The 16,147-nt window shown below is 68.6% G+C and carries 16 protein-coding genes; 4 read left to right on the top strand and 12 right to left on the bottom strand.

All coding sequences use genetic code 11. The features are described from left to right. Positions 1 to 32: 32 nt before the first annotated feature. Genes cyoB through cyoD form a run of 3 tightly spaced genes read left to right on the top strand, consistent with a single transcriptional unit; the run spans position 33 to position 3,021 of the window. Positions 33 to 2,021 (top strand): cytochrome o ubiquinol oxidase subunit I, encoded by a 1,989-nt coding sequence (gene cyoB, locus AB7878_RS12550; RefSeq protein ID WP_369495761.1) that lies wholly within the window; start codon positions 33 to 35, stop codon positions 2,019 to 2,021. Continuing rightward, the gene (gene cyoC, locus AB7878_RS12545) at positions 2,018 to 2,644 is read left to right on the top strand and encodes a cytochrome o ubiquinol oxidase subunit III (protein WP_369494694.1); all 627 of its coding nucleotides are present in this window, start codon (positions 2,018 to 2,020) and stop codon (positions 2,642 to 2,644) included. The genes cyoB and cyoC overlap by 4 nt, the downstream gene beginning before the upstream one ends. Then, positions 2,641 to 3,021, top strand: a complete 381-nt coding sequence (gene cyoD, locus AB7878_RS12540; RefSeq protein ID WP_369494693.1) for a cytochrome o ubiquinol oxidase subunit IV — start codon at positions 2,641 to 2,643, stop codon at positions 3,019 to 3,021. Before cyoC ends, cyoD begins: the two co-directional genes overlap by 4 nt. Before the next feature lie 163 nt (positions 3,022 to 3,184). Here cyoD and glmS read toward each other — a convergent pair whose 3' ends face one another. The 5 genes from glmS to AB7878_RS12515 all read right to left on the bottom strand — a co-directional run bounded on the left by glmS (position 3,185) and on the right by AB7878_RS12515 (position 8,817). Further along, positions 3,185 to 5,014, bottom strand: coding sequence for a glutamine--fructose-6-phosphate transaminase (isomerizing) (gene glmS, locus AB7878_RS12535; protein ID WP_369494692.1), 1,830 nt, complete (start codon positions 5,012 to 5,014; stop codon positions 3,185 to 3,187). 264 nt (positions 5,015 to 5,278) lie between these two features. Next, the gene (locus tag AB7878_RS12530) at positions 5,279 to 6,649 is read right to left on the bottom strand and encodes a pyridoxal-phosphate dependent enzyme (RefSeq protein ID WP_369494691.1); all 1,371 of its coding nucleotides are present in this window, start codon (positions 6,647 to 6,649) and stop codon (positions 5,279 to 5,281) included. A 189-nt stretch (positions 6,650 to 6,838) separates the two neighbouring features. Then, entirely contained in the window at positions 6,839 to 7,066 is a 228-nt protein-coding gene (locus AB7878_RS12525; RefSeq protein WP_077483144.1) for an HP1242/YdcH family protein, read from the bottom strand. 492 nt (positions 7,067 to 7,558) lie between these two features. Beyond that, a complete protein-coding gene (locus AB7878_RS12520; protein WP_369494690.1) occupies positions 7,559 to 8,170 on the bottom strand; it encodes a hypothetical protein in 612 nt (203 codons plus the stop codon). Continuing rightward, a complete protein-coding gene (locus tag AB7878_RS12515) occupies positions 8,167 to 8,817 on the bottom strand; it encodes a DUF4398 domain-containing protein (protein WP_369494689.1) in 651 nt (216 codons plus the stop codon). Before AB7878_RS12515 ends, AB7878_RS12520 begins: the two co-directional genes overlap by 4 nt. Positions 8,818 to 8,899: 82 nt before the next feature. On the opposite strand from AB7878_RS12515, the gene AB7878_RS12510 reads away from it, so the two are divergent. Beyond that, positions 8,900 to 10,027, top strand: coding sequence for a PilT/PilU family type 4a pilus ATPase (locus AB7878_RS12510; protein ID WP_369494688.1), 1,128 nt, complete (start codon positions 8,900 to 8,902; stop codon positions 10,025 to 10,027). On the opposite strand, the gene mnhG is transcribed toward AB7878_RS12510, so the two are convergent. The 7 genes from mnhG to AB7878_RS12475 are packed head-to-tail and all read right to left on the bottom strand — an operon-like array spanning position 10,024 to position 15,897. After that, positions 10,024 to 10,383 (bottom strand): monovalent cation/H(+) antiporter subunit G, encoded by a 360-nt coding sequence (gene mnhG / locus AB7878_RS12505; RefSeq protein WP_369494687.1) that lies wholly within the window; start codon positions 10,381 to 10,383, stop codon positions 10,024 to 10,026. The genes AB7878_RS12510 and mnhG overlap by 4 nt on opposite strands. Further along, positions 10,380 to 10,661 carry a K+/H+ antiporter subunit F gene (locus AB7878_RS12500; protein ID WP_077483134.1) on the bottom strand — a complete coding sequence of 94 codons (282 nt, stop codon included), beginning with the start codon at positions 10,659 to 10,661 and terminating at the stop codon, positions 10,380 to 10,382. The genes mnhG and AB7878_RS12500 overlap by 4 nt, the downstream gene beginning before the upstream one ends. Continuing rightward, positions 10,658 to 11,143, bottom strand: coding sequence for a Na+/H+ antiporter subunit E (locus AB7878_RS12495; RefSeq protein WP_369494686.1), 486 nt, complete (start codon positions 11,141 to 11,143; stop codon positions 10,658 to 10,660). Before AB7878_RS12495 ends, AB7878_RS12500 begins: the two co-directional genes overlap by 4 nt. After that, positions 11,140 to 12,684 (bottom strand): monovalent cation/H+ antiporter subunit D, encoded by a 1,545-nt coding sequence (locus AB7878_RS12490; protein ID WP_369494685.1) that lies wholly within the window; start codon positions 12,682 to 12,684, stop codon positions 11,140 to 11,142. Before AB7878_RS12490 ends, AB7878_RS12495 begins: the two co-directional genes overlap by 4 nt. After that, positions 12,681 to 13,019 carry a Na+/H+ antiporter subunit C gene (locus AB7878_RS12485; RefSeq protein ID WP_369494684.1) on the bottom strand — a complete coding sequence of 113 codons (339 nt, stop codon included), beginning with the start codon at positions 13,017 to 13,019 and terminating at the stop codon, positions 12,681 to 12,683. Before AB7878_RS12485 ends, AB7878_RS12490 begins: the two co-directional genes overlap by 4 nt. Next, a complete protein-coding gene (mbhE, locus tag AB7878_RS12480) occupies positions 13,019 to 14,437 on the bottom strand; it encodes a hydrogen gas-evolving membrane-bound hydrogenase subunit E (RefSeq protein ID WP_369494683.1) in 1,419 nt (472 codons plus the stop codon). Before mbhE ends, AB7878_RS12485 begins: the two co-directional genes overlap by 1 nt. After that, the gene (locus AB7878_RS12475; protein ID WP_369494682.1) at positions 14,371 to 15,897 is read right to left on the bottom strand and encodes a proton-conducting transporter transmembrane domain-containing protein; all 1,527 of its coding nucleotides are present in this window, start codon (positions 15,895 to 15,897) and stop codon (positions 14,371 to 14,373) included. The genes mbhE and AB7878_RS12475 overlap by 67 nt, the downstream gene beginning before the upstream one ends. Between the last annotated feature and the right edge of the window lie 250 nt (positions 15,898 to 16,147).

The following is a 16,147-nucleotide window of genomic DNA, read 5'->3' as shown; positions in this document are numbered from 1 at the left end:
CCATGCCCCATCGTGCGCCCGTGTGGGATTTCCTGTTCGGTCGGCTCACGCTCGACTCGCTGCCGTTCCTGAAACCCGACCTCGAAGGCCGCATCGTCCTCATCACCTTGATCGTGGTGGCGCTCGGCGGCCTGGCCATCCTCGGCTTCATCACGAAGAAGCGTCTGTGGGGCTACCTGTGGCACGAGTGGTTCACCAGCGTGGACCACAAGAAGCTCGGCATCATGTACATGATCCTGGGCACGGTGATGCTGCTGCGCGGCTTCTCCGACGCGATCATGATGCGCGCGCAGCAGGCCTACGCCTTCGGCCCGCAGATGGGCTACCTGCCGCCGGAACACTACGACCAGATCTTCACGGCGCACGGCGCGATCATGATCTTCTTCGTGGCGATGGCCTACATCGTGGGCCTGATGAACTACGTCATGCCGTTGCAGATCGGCGCGCGCGACGTGGCGTTCCCGTTCCTCAACAACCTGAGCTTCTGGTTCACGTTCTGGGGCGCGATCCTGTTCATGGTGTCGCTGTTCGTCGGCGACTTCTCGACCGCCGGCTGGCTGGGCTACCCGCCCGTCTCGGAGCTGCAGCAGGGTCCCGGCGTCGACTACTACATCTGGGGCCTGCAACTGTCCGGCGTGGGCACGCTGCTGACCGGCGTCAACTTCGTAACCACCATCCTGAAGATGCGCGCGCCCGGCATGACGATGATGAAGATGCCGGTATTCAGCTGGACCGCGCTGTGCACCAGCGGGCTGATCATCGCGACGTTCCCGGTGCTCACCGCCACGCTGCTCCTGCTCTCGCTGGACCGCTACCTCGGCACCCACTTCTTCACCACCGGCTTCGGCGGCAACGTGATGATGTACATCAACCTGATCTGGGTGTGGGGGCATCCGGAGGTGTACATCCTGATCCTGCCGATCTTCGGCGTGTATTCGGAGATCGTGCCCACGTTCTCGGGCAAGCCGCTGTTCGGCTATTCGTCGATGGTCTACGCCACCGTCGCGATCATGATCCTGTCGTACCTGGTGTGGCTGCACCACTTCTTCACGATGGGTTCGGGCGCCGACGTCAACTCGTTCTTCTCGCTGACCACCATGATGATTTCCATCCCCACCGGGGTGAAGATCTTCAACTGGCTGTTCACCATGTACCGCGGCCGCGTGCACTTCACCGTGCCGATGCTGTGGACGATGGGCTTCCTGTTCACCTTCACCATCGGCGGCATGACTGGCGTGATGCTTTCGGTGGCGCCCGCGGATTTCCTGCTGCACAACAGCCTGTTCCTGATCGCGCACTTCCACAACGTGATCATCGGCGGCGTGGTGTTCGGCGTGTTCGCCGCCATCAATTACTGGTTCCCCAAGGCGTTCGGCTTCAAGCTCGACGAGTCTTGGGGCAAGGCCAGCTTCTGGTTCTGGCTGGTCGGCTTCTGGGTGGCGTTCACGCCGCTGTACATCATGGGCTTCATGGGCGTGACCCGCCGCCTCAGCCACTTCGACAACCCGGCGCTGCAGCCGTATTTCATCGTCGCCGCGTTCGGCGCCTTGCTGATCGCGCTCGGCATCCTGGCCTTCATCATCCAGATCTACGTCAGCGTCGTGCGGCGCAAGGCCTACGCCGTGGGCGGCGACCCGTGGAATGGCCGCACGCTGGAGTGGTCCACCTCGTCGCCGCCGCCGGACTACAACTTCGCGTTCATCCCCAACATCCATGCGCGCGACGCCTGGACCGACATGAAGAAGCGCGGCTACCGGCGCCCGCTGGAAGGCTTCCACCAGATCCACATGCCGAAGAACACGGCAGCGGGCGCAGTCATCGGCGTGCTGTCCTTCCTCTGCTGCTTCGGCCTGGTCTGGTACATCTGGTGGCTGGCGGCGGCGTCCTTCGTGGGCATCATCGTCGCGACCATCGCCCACACCTTCAACTACCACCGCGACTTCCACATCCATGCGGAAGAGGTACGCGAGTTCGAACACACCGGCAATTGGCGAGCTGAAACCCAAGGGGCGCGCGCATGAACAGCACGGCTGTCGATACTGCCGGTAGCGCACCCTCGGCGTTCCTCTGCCACGAGGAACCGCCCGCTCACAACGGAACCCTGCTCGGGTTCTGGATCTACCTGATGAGCGACTGCTTCATCTTCGCCTCGCTGTTCGCTTGCTACGCCGTGCTGGGCACCAACGACGCCGGTGGGCCGTCGGCCGCCCAGATACTCGACCTGCCCGGTCTGGCCGTGAACACCGCGCTGCTACTGCTGTCGTCGGTGACCTTCGGTTTCGCGATGCTGGAAATGGCGCGGCAGCACAAGCGCGCCATGCTGGCCTGGCTGGCCGTGGCCGGGCTGCTGGCCGTGGGCTTCGTGGGGCTGGAGCTGCACGAGTTCCACGACATGATCGCCGCCGGCGCCGGACCGGACCGCAGCGCCTTCCTGTCTTCGTTCTTCACCCTGGTCGGCACGCACGGCCTGCACGTCTCCGTCGGCATCCTGTGGCTGATCGTGCTGATGGTGCAGCTGGGCAAGTTCGGCCTCACCGAAGCGAACATCCGGCGCCTGCAGTGCCTGAGCATGTTCTGGCACTTCCTGGACTTGGTATGGGTCGGCGTCTTCAGCTTCGTCTATCTGGCAGGAGTGCTGCGATGAGCCATCCATCTTCTCCCGGCCACGCGGACGACACCTTGCACGTGCACCAAGGCAGCCTGCGCGGCTACCTGACCGGCTTCGTGCTGGCGGCGATCCTCACCATCATCCCGTTCTGGCTGGTGATGGGGCACGTGTTCGACAACCGCTGGCTGACCATCACCCTCGTGCTGCTGCTGGCCGTCGTGCAGATCTTCGTGCACATCGTCTACTTCCTGCACCTCGACACGCACTCGGAAGGCGGCTGGAACATGATGGCCTTCATCTTCACCATCGTGCTGGTGGTGATCGTGCTCGGCGCGTCGATCTGGGTGATGTACAACGAGAACGCGAACATGATGCCGATGTCGCCGCAGTATCAGCGCAGCGGGGATACCTGAGCATCGAGCCAGCGGCCTGAATCGAAAAGAGCCGGCAGATGCCGGCTCTTTTCGTTTGATTCCCGCGATCAGGGACGATCGCAAAGGCTTTTCGCTGAAAAGTGCGGCCATGGATGGCCGCCCGTTTGATCCTCGCGATCAGGGACGATCGCAAAAGTACCGCCTACTCGACCGTCACGGATTTGGCGAGATTGCGCGGCTGGTCGACGTCGGTGCCGCGCAGCACGGCCACGTGGTAGGCGAGCAGCTGCAGCGGCACGGTGAACACCGCCGGGGCGATGAAGTCGCCGCCACCATCGATGCGCAGCAGGTGGCCGCGCGCGGCGTTGCCGTCCATCGGCGCGGCGTGGTCGGCGAACACGATCAGCTCGCCGCCGCGGGCGCGTACTTCCTGCAGGTTGGATTTCAGCTTGTCCAGCAGCGGGCCGTTCGGCGCCACCGCCACCACCGGCATATCCTCGTCCACCAGCGCCAGCGGGCCGTGCTTCAGTTCGCCCGCCGGATAGGCCTCGGCGTGGATGTAGGAAATTTCCTTGAGCTTGAGCGAACCTTCCAGCGCCACCGGGAACTGCGCGCCGCGACCGAGGAACAGCGCGTGGTGGCGCGGAATGAAATGCTCGGCCAGTTCGATGATCTGCGGCTCCAGCGCCAGCGCGCGCTCGATCGCCCGCGGCAGCATATGCAGCTGCGCGCACAAGTCCGCGTAGCGCGCATCGTCCAGACCGCGTTGCCGCGCCAGCTGCAGGGACAGCAGCGCCAGCGCGGCGAGCTGGGTGGTGAAGGCCTTGGTCGAGGCCACGCCGATCTCGGGGCCGGCGCGGGTCATCAGCTTGAGGTCGGCCTCGCGCACCACCGAAGATTCCGGCACGTTGCAGATCGCCAGCGTGCCGAGGTAGCCGCGACGGCGCGACTCACGCATCGCGGCCAGCGTGTCGGCGGTTTCGCCGGACTGCGAGATCGCCACGAACAGCGTGCCTTCCGGCACCACCGCCTCGCGGTAGCGGTACTCGCTGGCCACCTCCACGGCGACCGGCAGGCGCGCGTGTTCCTCGATCCAGTATTTCGCGACCATGCCGGCGTGGTAGCTGGTGCCGCAGGCGACGATGTGCACGCCGCGCACCTTCGCCAGCAGTTCGTCGCCGCCCACGCCGAAGATGTTCGGCAGCACGCCGTTCGCGCCCAGGCGCGATTCCAGCGTGTCGGCCACCGCGCGCGGCTGCTCGAAGATCTCCTTCTGCATGTAGTGGCGGTATTCGCCACGCTCCACCGCGTCGGCGGACAGCTCGCTCTCGTACACGCCGCGCTCGACCGGGCGACCGTCTAGGCCGAACACCTGCACGCGATCGCGGGTGATCTCGACGACATCGTCCTCGTCGAGATGGATCATCTTGTTGGTGACCTGGATCAGCGCCTGCGCGTCCGAGCCCAGGAAGTGTTCGCCGATGCCCACGCCCACCAGCAGCGGCGCGCCGCGGCGGGCGCCGACCACGCGGCCGGGCTCGTCGCGGCTGATCACGGCGATCGCGTAGGCACCTTCCAACCCGCGTACCACGGCTAGCACCGCCTCACGCAGGCCTAGGCCGCCGGCAATACGTTCCTCGACCAGCGCCGCGATCACCTCGGTGTCGGTCTCGGAGGTGAACACGTGGCCGCGCGCCTTCAGTTCCTCGCGCAGGCTGGCGTAGTTCTCGATGATGCCGTTGTGCACGATCGCCACGCGGCCGGCGACGTGCGGATGCGCGTTCGCCTCGTTCGGCACGCCGTGGGTGGCCCAGCGCGTGTGCGCGATGCCGGTGCCGCCGGGAAACGGATGAGCGAGATACTGCGCCTCCATCTCGCGCACCTTGCCCTTGGCGCGCACGCGGTGGATCGCGCCGCCTTCCAGCACGGCGAGGCCGGCCGAATCGTAGCCGCGATATTCCAGCGCCTTGAGGCCGGCGATCAGCAGCGGGGCCACGTCACGCTGGGCGGCGGCGGCAACGATTCCACACATGGCGAAAGCTCCTGTTGGTTGGTGCATGCCGGCCGGGCCGACGCAGGCGGCGACTGTGCCGCCGCCGCGTTTCAACCGGCTTTCGACACCGCGACCGGGAGCCTGTCGGGCTTGAGTGGTCGAGGCGAAAATGCGGCTGCGTGAGGACAGCTTTTCGACGCTTCGCCGGCCCATAGTGGTTCTATGGGCCAAGAAGCGGCGGAAAGATGAACCACGCAGACGGATTTGCAGCCCGGCCGGCTCAAGTCCGGCAGGCTCCCAAGCTCAGTTCACCCTGCGACGCAGCCAGTTCAGCAAGTCGATGCGGGTGATCAGGCCGAGGAACTGCTCGCCGTCCATCACGATCGCCACGTGGCCGCGCTCGAACACCGGCAGCAGCGATTCGATCGGCGAGCGCACGTCGAGCATCTGCAGGTCCGCGATCATCGCCACCGAGACCGGATCGCGGAAGCGCGTCTCGTCGGCGTGCACGTGCATCAGCACGTCGGATTCGTCGACGATGCCCACCAGCCTGTTGCCGTCCATCACCGGCAGCTGCGAGACGTCGTACAGCTTCATGCGGGTGTAGGCGGTAATCAGCAGCTCGTGCGGGCCGATCACCACGGTGTCGCGCTTGGCGAACGGACGCAGCAGCAGGTCGCGCAGGTCGCCGTGCTGCTCGCGTTCCAGGAAACCGTTGTCCAGCATCCAGTAGTCGTTGTAGAGCTTGGACAGGTACTTGTTGCCGGTGTCGCAGACCAGGGTCACGACGCGCTTCGGCGCGGTCTGCGCGCGGCAGTACTTCAGCGCCGCGGCGAGCAGGGTGCCGGTGGAGGAGCCGCCCAGCACGCCCTCCTTCGCCAGCAGTTCGCGCGCGGCGAGGAAGCTCTCCTTGTCGGAGATCGCGTAGGCCTTTTTCACCCGCGAGAAGTCGCTGATGGTGGGCAGGAAATCCTCGCCGATGCCTTCCACCAGCCAGCTGGCCGACTTGGTGGAGAGCGTGCCCTCGTTGATGTACTGGGCGAGGATGGAACCCACCGGGTCGGCCAGCACGATCTCGGTCTGCGGCGAGGTCTTGGCGAAATACTGCGACAGGCCGGTCATGGTGCCGGATGAGCCGCAGCCCACCACCACGGCGTCGACGCGGCCGTCCATCTGTTCGAGGATTTCCGGCCCGGTGCTCTCGATGTGCGCACGCGGGTTGTCCGGGTTGCCGAACTGGTTGATGAAATAGGCGCCGGGCGTTTCGCGGGCGATGCGCTCGGCCATGTCCTGGTAGTACTCGGGATGGCCCTTGGCCACGTCCGAGCGGGTGAGCACCACCTCGGCGCCCATCGCCTTGAGGTTGAAGATCTTCTCGCGGCTCATCTTGTCCGGCACCACGAGGATCAGCCGGTAGCCCTTGGCCTGCGCCACCAGCGCGAGGCCGAGGCCGGTGTTGCCTGCGGTGCCCTCGACCAGGATCGCGCCGGGCTTGATCTTGCCGGCCTTTTCCGCGCCCTCGATCATCGACAGGCCGATGCGGTCCTTGATCGAGCCGCCGGGGTTCGCGCTCTCCAGCTTCAGGAACAGCTCGCACGGCCCGGTGTCGAGGCGCTGCGCGCGCAGCATCGGGGTGTGGCCGATCAATTCGAGAACGCTTTGCTGCACCGTCATGGGGGCTCCGTCGCGTGGCAGTCCGGTGCGCACCAGCGCCACCGGGAAAGAAGCTCATGATAGCCGAGCGTCGTCGACGGGTCGGATGGAAACGGGGAGATGGAAACGGGCCGGACAGAAACGTCGCGGCCCCGGCCATCTTCCTGGGCGGAAGCTGCCGGGGCCGTCGGGATCAGGAGTTGCGGGGATTCAGCTGGAAAGCTGGCGGCGGCCTTCCCACATGCGCTCTAGGCGCGTCTTGGCGTGCAGTTTTTCCTTCTTCATGCAGGCAAGGGTGATGTCGTCGAGCGGCAGTACGCCGATCTCGGCGTCGTGCACCTTGCTGTCGAGTTCCCGATGGTGCTGGTACAGGCGGCGGAATTCCGCATCCGCCTTCATCAATGCCTCGACGTCATCACGCTGCTGGTTTTCAAACATGATCCAACCTCCTCGTGAGTGAGCATGCGGGCGCACGGGCGCGCCCTCCGCCGGATCGAATCGTGCGCGCACGCTCTCGCCCGCCCGCACCGGCTGACCGGTTGGCGGGCGGAACACTGGCGAGGGAATGGTGCATGGTTCGGACCGACGGGCATGGAGCGGAACGGCTCCATGGGGTTGACCCTACTCCGCGCGGAAAAGTGCCGCAAGCCTTCGCGCCAACCACCGTTGCGAGTTGCCGCGGCGTTGTGAAATCCGCATAAAAAACTGTCGGAACAGCTTGTTACGCCCACCCGGAAAATACCTGGAGCGACGTGGCACCGCACCAGCGATGGCCCGGGAGGGGTACCAGGGATGGCTGCCACAAACAGCACCGCGCTGCCCTCGCGACGCGGCTCCTGAGGTGGTCCGATGCTTGAGCGGCTTTTGTTGAAGAGTGCAGCCACGGATGGCTGCCCGTTTGACTCTCGCAATCAGGGACGATTGCAAAACCTACGGCTTGCCGCTGTCCTGCTGCTGCATCTGCGCACGCATCGCCTTGGCGGCCTTGGCGGCCAGTTCGGCCTCGCGCTTGGCGGCGCGGGCCACCCGGCTCTGCGCCTCGGCCAGCTTCTTGGCCTTGGCCGCCTCGGCCTGGGCCTGCTCGGCGGCCTGCGAATAGGCCTCGCCCTGCTCCTGCAGGCGCTGCGCCTCTTCCTGCGCCATCTGGTACTGCAGGCGCTGGCGCTCCAGTTCGCGGCGTGCGGTTTCGGCTTCGCGCTGGCTGTTTTCCAGCTGGATCTGGTCGTGCTCGCGATCGAGCTGGGCCAGCTTCACCTGGGCGTCCTGCAACTGGGCGGAAGCCCGGGCCAGGTCCACCTGCCGCTCGGCGATGTACAGCGCGTGCGGCCGCTCCTTCGAATCGGCCTGCGCGAGCTGGCCGATCGCGTTGCGCGCCAGCGCCTGTTCGGCCTGGGCGTAGTTGCCCAGCACCGGGTCGCTGGCGAGCTGGTTGAGGTTGCCGGTCAGCCGGCTGACGTCGATGTCGTCGCGGCGCGCCTGGGCGGTGCCGATGACGCCCAATGCCAGCGCGACGGCCGCAAATGCAGTAGCGACGCGCTTCATGGCTGGCCTCCCGCGGGCTGGAAACCCTGCGTTGCGTTCGAACCTTGGGCACCGGACGACGACGGCTGCGCGGGCATGGTCTGGAAGCCCTGCCCGGACGGCGGCGCCGACAAGACCGAGGCCGAGGGCGCCGGCATGTCCTCCAGCGGCGCGGCAGGCGGCAACGCCCCCGCGCCGGCCGGGGTGGGGGCCGAACCGGCGGTGGCCGGCATCGGCAACGGCTTGGCGAATTCCGCGGCGGCCGCGGCGGCGGCCTGCGCGCCCTGCTCGCGCAATTCGGCGTTCGCGTTCATCTTGGACTGGATCTTCGCCCGCGCCGCGCCAAGGTTGGCCTTGACCCGCGCCAGGTCGGCGTCGGCCCGCGATTCGGCCGCCAGATCGGCCGCCTGCGCGTACTTGCGGGCGGCCATCGCACCCTGCGCCTGCTGGAACTTGTCCTGGGCGAAGCCCAGGTCCACCGGGTCGTAGTCCGCCGCGCCGGCGTCACGCGCGGCCTGCAGCTGCGACTGCGCCAGGTTCATCGCCTCGTTCGGCGGAGGTACGCTGGCGCAACCGGCCAGAACCACCAGTCCGGCCAAGGCCAGCCAGCGCGCGGGCTTCCGCGAGCGCATCGGACGTCCGGCCGACGAAGGGGAGATGTGCACCATCACGCATTCCTGATTAAGCTTCTACGCGTATTGTGGGCGTGCACAATCGCTCATTGCAACGAGCACTGATAGGGGATTCGGCGTGGATATCGGTTACTTCCTCAAGCTGATGGTCGACAAGGGCGCCTCGGACATGTTCCTGTCCACCGGCGCTCCGGTGAACATCAAGGTCGAGGGCAAGCTCTACCCGCTCGGCAATACCGGGCTTCCGGGCGGCATGGTGAAGAAGATCGCCTACTCGCTGATGGACGAGGGCCAGGTGCCGCAGTTCGAGCGCGACCTCGAGCTCAACATGGCGCTGGCGGTGAAGGAAGCCGGGCGCTTCCGCATCAACGTGTTCAAGCAGCGCGGCGAAGTGGGCATGGTGATCCGCGCGATCAAGAGCGAGATCCCCAACGTCGAGCAGCTGCAGCTGCCGCCGATCTTCCGCGAGCTGATCATGGAGCCGCGCGGGCTGATCCTGGTGGTGGGCGCCACTGGCTCGGGCAAGTCGACCACGCTGGCCTCGATGATCGACCACCGCAACACCAACTCCGCGGGCCACATCCTCACCATCGAGGACCCGATCGAATACCTGCACCGGCACAAGCGCTCCATCGTCAACCAGCGCGAGGTGGGGCTGGACACGCACACCTACCACGAGGCGCTGAAGAACGCGATGCGCGAGGCGCCGGACGTGATCATGATCGGCGAGATCCGCGACACCGACACCATGGAGGCGGCGATCTCGTTCTCCGAGACCGGCCATCTGTGCCTGGCCACGCTGCACTCCAACAACGCCGACCAGACGCTGGAGCGCATCCTCAACTTCTTCCCCGAATCGGCGCACAAGAACGTGCTGATGAACCTCGCGCTCAACCTGCGCGCGGTGATCAGCCAGCGCCTGGTGGTGGGCAAGGACGCTCGTCGCCTGCCCGCGGTGGAAGTGCTGCTGAACACGCCGCTGATCCGCGACATGATCCGCCGCGGCCAGATCCACGAAGTGAAGGAGGCGATGGACCGCAGCCTGCAGGACGGCATGCAGACCTTCGACCAATCGCTGTACCGGCTCTACAAGGAAGGCCGCATCGAGCTGGAGGAGGCGCTCAACAAGGCCGACTCGCGCGACGGCCTGGCGCTGAAGATCCGCCTCGCCGAAGGCGGCGGCAACGGCTCGGACAGCAACGCGCTGATGGGCGGCAGCAACGATCCCTACGGCATGGGGTTCTAGCCCTCGTCGCCGGGCGCGGGCGGCGGCATTTGCTGGCCGTCCTCGACGCGGTCACGGTACAGCGCCGCGCGCACCAGCAGCATCAGGGTGATCGGCGTGGTCAGGGTGAGGAACACGCCGATCAGCAGCACCTGCAGCGCCGGGCGCCCCTGCGCCAGCGAGAACCCCGCCACGCAGGCCGCCACCATGAAGAACGTGCCCAGCGTGCTGCCCAGGGTGGGGGCATGCACGCGCTGGTAGAAATCGCGCAGTCGCAGCAGCCCCAGCGAGCCCACGCAGGCAAAGCCCGCGCCCAGCAGCACCAGCACCCCCACCAGCACGGCCGCCCACGGCGGCAGGACATCGACCAGGCTCATTCGATCACCTCGCCGCGCAGCAGGAACTTGGCGAACGCCAGGGTGCCGGCGAAACCCAGCAGCGCGATGATCATCGCCGACTCCACGTACAGCACGCTGTCGCTGCGCAGGCCCACCGCCAGCAGCAACAGCATCGCGTTGACGTAGAACGCATCCAGCGCCAGCACCCGGTCCTGCGCGCGCGGGCCGCGCAGCATGCGCAGCAGCGCGCAGGCCATGCCCAGCACCAGCAGCAGTTGCGCGATCACCAGCGCCGCGCCGAGAAACGCATGGCTCATTGGAAAACCTCCAGCAGCGGCCGCTCATAGCGGCGCTTGATGGTCTCGACCCAGCTGGCCTCGTCCACCAGGTCGAGCACGTGGATCAGCAGCACCCCGCGCGCCGGATCGTGGTCCACCCAGATCGTGCCCGGGGTGGAGGTGACGATGCAGGCCAGCAAGGCCAGCCCATACGGGTCGGCCAGTTCCAGCGGGATCGCCACGAAGCCGGCGCGCGCATGCCGGCGCGGGCCCAGCACCACCCTGGCCACCGCGAGATTGGAGCGCACGATGTCGTGCACCACCCGCAGCGCCAGCGGCAGCAGCAGCCAGGCCCGACGCAGGCGCGCGCGTGGCGGCTGCAGCTTGCCGAAGGCCCACGCCAGGCCCAGTGCCAGTGCGCCGCCCAGCAGCCAACTGCCCGGCGCCAGGCTGCGTTGCAGGAGCAGCCACACCAGCAGCAGGAAGCCGGCCATCAGCGGGTGCGGCAGCCAGCGCCTCACGGCAGCACCGCCCGGATGTAGGCGGCCGGCGCGTGCAACTGCGCCGCCGTAGCCTGCAGGTAACGCATCGGCGCATCGGCCAGCACGGTCAGCAGCAGGCACAGTCCCAACAGGATCGCCACCGAGGTCACCGCACCGGTGCGGATCGGCGGAAACACCCATTCGCCCTCCCAGAAGATCTGGATGCCCACCCGGCACATCGCGATCACCGTGCCCAGCCCCGCTGCCACGATCAGCGCGAACAGCACCGTCGCCCCCGGCCCCGCGCCGGCCAGCGGCGCCAGCAGCGCGAACTTGGCCAGGAAGCCCGACAGCGGCGGCAAGCCCGCCAGCAGCAGCGCGGCGACGAGGAAGCCGCCCGCCAGCAGCCGCACCGGCGCCGGCAAGGTGGGCCGGCTCTCGTCCTCGTCGGCGTACAGCGCGAGGCCGCCCGGGTCGTAGGGTTCGAGCAGCGGCACCTCCTCGGCGTCCTCGCGCGGCGCGAGCAGGCCGGCCAGCAGGAAGAACGCCGCCACCGCCAGGGTGGAGACCACGAGGTAGGCCAGCGCGCCGGCGATCACCGCGGGCCGGCCCACGCCGATGGCGCCGAGCAGGCTGCCCGAGGACACCAGCACGTTGTAGCCGGCCAGCCGGCCCAGCTCGCGCGCGCCCAGCATGCCCACCACGCCCATCGCCACCGTGGCCGCGCCGCCCCACAGCAGCCAGTCGCCGCCGAACCCTGCCGAGGCCGCGCCGGCGCCGGCGCCGAACAGCAGCAGGCTGAGCCGCAGCAGCACGTACACGCCCACCTTGGTCATCACCGCGAACATCGCCGCCACCGCCGGCGGCGCGGCGGCGTAGCTGCGCGGCAACCAGAAGCCCAGCGGCCACATCGCCGCCTTCACCAGGAAGGCCACGCCCAGGATCGCCGCGCCGGCATGCAGCAGCGCGCGGGTGTTGGCCTGCACCTGCGGCACCAGTTGCGCCAGCGCCGCCATGTTCAGCGTGCCGGTGACGCCGAAGATCAGGCTCACGCCGACCAGGAACAGCAGCGAGGCCAGCAGGTTGATCGCGATGTAATGCAGTCCCGCGCTGATCCGCTGCGCGCCGGGCCGGTGCAGCGCCAGCCCGTACGAGGCCGCCAGCAGCACCTCGAAGAACACGAACAGGTTGAACAGGTCGCCGGTGAGGAAACTGCCGTTCAGGCCCATCAGGAGGAACTGGGCCAGCGGCTGCAGCGCGCTGCCCGGCCGCCGCCAGCGGCCCAGCACCCCGGGCAGCAGCGCCAGCGCCAGCACCGCGGTGAGCAGCAGCATCAGCACCGACAGCCGGTCGGCCACCAGCACGATGCCGAAGCGCGCCGGCCAGCCGCCGATGCGGTACACCAGCGTCGTGCCGTCGCCCACCGCGGCCAGCAGCGCCAGCGCGAAACCCAGCAGGCCCACGCACGACAGCACGCCCAGCGCGCTGGCCGCGCCGCGGCGGCGTTCGCCCAGCAGCAGCTGCAGGGCGGCTGCGGCCAGCGGCAACAGGATCGGCCCGGCGAGCAGGTGCGCGTTCACGGCGCACCGTCCTTGCCGTCGACGTGGTCGCTGCCGGTGAGCCCGCGCGAGGCCAGCAGCACCACCAGGAACAGCGCGGTGGTGGCGAAGCCGATCACGATGGCGGTGAGCACCAGCGCCTGCGGCAACGGGTCGGCGTAATCGGCCAGCGCCGCGCCCGCGCGCAGCACCGGGTCGGCGCCGCGGCGCAGCCCGCCGACGCAGAAGATGAACAGGTTCACCGCATAGGACAACAGGCTCAGCCCCATGATCACCTGGAACGTGCGCGGGCGCAGCAGCAGCCACACGCCGCCGCCGCCCAGCACGCCGATGGCCAGCGCCAGCACCAGTTCCATCAGCCGCCCTCCGCGTCGGCATCGGGCAGCGGCCGCGGCCGGCGCAGCGACTGGTGGGCCAGCGCCACCAGCATCAGCGACGTGGCGCCCACCACCACGCCGAACACGCCGAGGTCGAACAGCAGCGCGCTGGCCAGCGGCAGCTCGCCCACGAGCGGCAGTGTCGCGTGGCGCGAGTGCGAGCTGAGGAACGGATGGCCGAACGCCAACGCGCCCAGCCCGGTCGCCAGCGCCAGCAGCAGGCCCAGGCCGATCCAGCGCAGCGGCGCCACCTTCAGCCGCGTCTCCACCCAACGTGCGCCGCGCGCCATGTACAGCAGCACCAGCGCCACCGACACCGTGATGCCGGCGGCAAAGCCGCCGCCGGGCAGGTCGTGTCCGCGCAGGAACAGGTGCACGCCGAACAGCACGATCACCGGCGCCATCAACTGCACGATCAGGCCGGGGATGCGCAGGTAGTCGGCTCGTCCGGCGTCGTAGCCGTCCTCGCGCGTGGCCGCCTGCAGGCGCTGCTGCATCGGCGCGCCCACGCTCTCGACCGCCGGGCGGAAGCGGCGCAGCAGCGCGAACACGCTCAGCGCCACGATCGCCAGCACGGTGATCTCGCCCAAGGTGTCGAAGCCGCGGAAATCCACCAGGATCACGTTGACCACGTTGCGCCCGCCGCCCTCGCTCAAGGCTTTCTCCAGGTAGAAGTGCGAGGCCGAGTCGGCCACCGGATGCAGCATCGCCGCGTAGGCCAGCGCCGCCAGCCCCAGACCCGCACCCACCGCCACCACGCCGTCGCGGTAGCGGCGCCAGCGCGCCAGCGCCGGATCGGGCGACAAGCCGGCGACGCGCTTGGGCAACCAGCGCAGGCCCAGCAGGATCACGATGGTGGTCACCGCTTCCACCAGCAACTGGGTGGCGGCGAGGTCGGGCGCGGAAAGCCACACGAAGCTCACGCAGGACACCAGCCCCACCCCGCCGACGAGCACCAGCGCCGCCAGCCGGTGGAACTTCGCCAGCCGCACCGCGCCCACCACGCAGACCGCGCCCAGCAGCCACAGCAGCGCAAAGGCCGGGTCCACGGCGGAGGCGCGCAAGCCGAAGCGCATCGGCGTCCCGTACATCGCCAGCCCGGCGGCCAGCGCCGCGGCCAGCACGATCAGCAGCAGTTGCGGTTGCAGGCGGCGGCCGGAATACGCCGGCTCCAGCGCGTGCGGCAGGCTGGAAGTGACCAGCGCCAGCACGCGCTCGAACAGCCGCTGCGCGCCGAAGCGGCCCGGCAGCGGCAATGTCTCGCCTCGCGCGAACCAGCCGCGCAGCCCGGCCCAGGCCGCGCAGCCGCCGGCAAAGGCCAGCGCGCTCATCAGCAGCGGTGTGGTGAAGCCATGCCACACCGCCAGGTCGAACGCCGGCAGCGCCGTGCCCAGCACCGCGCCCGCGGCGAGGTCCGGGTGGGGCCGATCACCCGCGCCGGCAGCACGCCCACCAGCACGCAGGCCAGGACCAGCAGGCCGATCGGCAGCCGCATCCAGCGCGGCGGCTCGTGCGGCGTGCGCGGCAGCGCGCCGCGCGGACGGCCGAGGAACACGCCCACCGCGAAACGCAGCGAGTAGATCACCGAGAACATGCTGGCCAGCACCGCCAGGCCCGCCACCAGCACATCCATCGCCACCCCGCGGTGGGTGGACAGCGTCACCGCGAAGAACATTTCCTTGGACAGGAAGCCGTTGAGCAGCGGCACCCCGGCCATCGCCGCGCTGGCCACCAGCGCCAGCGTCGCGGTGATCGGCATGACCCGGCGCAAGCCGCCCAGGCGGCGCAGGTCGCGGGTGCCGGTCTCGTGGTCCACCGCACCCGCGGCCATGAACAGCGAGGCCTTGAAAGTGGCGTGGTTGACGATGTGGAAGATCGCCGCCACCGCGCCCAGCGCGCTGCCCAGGCCCAGCAGCATCGTGATGAGGCCCAAGTGGCTGATCGTGGAATAGGCCAGCACGGCCTTCAGGTCCTGCTGGAACACCGCCGCGGCCGCGCCCAACAGCAGGCTGGCGAGCCCCGCGCCGCCGATGATCCAGAACCAGGCCTCGGTGCCGGCCAGCACCGGCCACAGCCGCAGCAGCAGGAACACGCCGGCCTTCACCATGGTCGCCGAGTGCAGGAAGGCCGACACCGGCGTGGGCGCCGACATCGCCTGCGGCAGCCAGAAGTGGAACGGGAACTGCGCGCTCTTGGTCAGCGCGCCCAGCGCGACGAGCACCAGCATCGGCGTGTACAGCGCGCTGGCGCGGATCGCCGCGCCGGCGGCTAGGATCACGTCCAGGTCATAGCTGCCCGCGATGTGGCCCAGCAGCAGCACTCCAGCGAACAGGCACAGGCCGCCGCCCGCGGTGACGATCAGCGCGGTGCGCGCGCCTTCGCGCGCCGAGGCGCCCTGGTTCCAGTAGCCGATCAGCAGGAACGAGAGCAGGCTGGTCAGCTCCCAGAAGAACGCCAGTTGCACCACGTTGCCCGCGGTCACCACGCCGACCATCGCGCCCATGAAGGCCAGCAGCAGGCCGTAGAAGCGGCCCAGCGGGTCTTCGGCCGGCATGTAGTAGCGCGCGTACACCGCCACCAGCAGACCGATGCCGCAGATCAGCAGCAGGAACAGCCAGGCCAGTCCGTCCACCCGCAACACCAGGTCCAGCCCCAGCGAGGGTAGCCACGGCACCACGGTGCGCAGCACCGCGCCACCGGCCAGCCAGGGACGCACCGCCAGGGCGAGCGCCAAGGCCAGCGCCGCCACGCCGATCGCCAGCCAGGTGACCGCCTGCCGACGCCGCAGCCGCCACGCCAGCACGCCACCCGCGAACGGCAGGCAGAGCAGGACGAGCGGAACGACGTCGTGGGGCATCAGGCCTCCATGGCAGGAAAAGGCGGCGCGCGGCACATCGCGCCACCCGTGGCGACGCAGGTGGCAGCGGCAAGACGCGCATCCCTTGGAGTCTACAAGCCGCTGCAAGGCGCCGGCAAAGCGGTGCACCGGCACAGGCTTGGCGTCCGTCGTCCGGGCTGCCTATAGTCGGGCACACCGCCGCCGGAGTGTTTGCATGACCGCCGCCGCCCTCTCGTCCGCGCCGTGCAGTTGGTCGCGCAATGGCAGG

This window comes from Rhodanobacter humi, from assembly GCF_041107455.1.
In the GTDB taxonomy this organism is placed as follows: Bacteria; Pseudomonadota; Gammaproteobacteria; order Xanthomonadales; family Rhodanobacteraceae; genus Rhodanobacter_A.
Note: the sequence above shows the minus strand (reverse complement) of the source record. Positions and strands in the feature narration are given on the sequence as shown.

Excerpts from the sequence above, each read along its gene's own strand:
- cyoC (WP_369494694.1), top strand. The coding sequence starts at position 2,018 with ATGAACAGCACGGCTGTCGATACTGCCGGTAGCGCACCCTCGGCGTTC.
- cyoD (WP_369494693.1), top strand. The coding sequence starts at position 2,641 with ATGAGCCATCCATCTTCTCCCGGCCACGCGGACGACACCTTGCACGTG.
- glmS (WP_369494692.1), bottom strand. The coding sequence starts at position 5,014 with ATGTGTGGAATCGTTGCCGCCGCCGCCCAGCGTGACGTGGCCCCGCTG.
- AB7878_RS12530 (WP_369494691.1), bottom strand. The coding sequence starts at position 6,649 with ATGACGGTGCAGCAAAGCGTTCTCGAATTGATCGGCCACACCCCGATG.
- AB7878_RS12525 (WP_077483144.1), bottom strand. The coding sequence starts at position 7,066 with ATGTTTGAAAACCAGCAGCGTGATGACGTCGAGGCATTGATGAAGGCG.
- AB7878_RS12520 (WP_369494690.1), bottom strand. The coding sequence starts at position 8,170 with ATGAAGCGCGTCGCTACTGCATTTGCGGCCGTCGCGCTGGCATTGGGC.
- AB7878_RS12515 (WP_369494689.1), bottom strand. The coding sequence starts at position 8,817 with ATGGTGCACATCTCCCCTTCGTCGGCCGGACGTCCGATGCGCTCGCGG.
- mnhG (WP_369494687.1), bottom strand. The coding sequence starts at position 10,383 with ATGAGCCTGGTCGATGTCCTGCCGCCGTGGGCGGCCGTGCTGGTGGGG.
- AB7878_RS12500 (WP_077483134.1), bottom strand. The coding sequence starts at position 10,661 with ATGAGCCATGCGTTTCTCGGCGCGGCGCTGGTGATCGCGCAACTGCTG.
- AB7878_RS12485 (WP_369494684.1), bottom strand. The coding sequence starts at position 13,019 with ATGGAACTGGTGCTGGCGCTGGCCATCGGCGTGCTGGGCGGCGGCGGC.
- AB7878_RS12475 (WP_369494682.1), bottom strand. The coding sequence starts at position 15,897 with ATGCCCCACGACGTCGTTCCGCTCGTCCTGCTCTGCCTGCCGTTCGCG.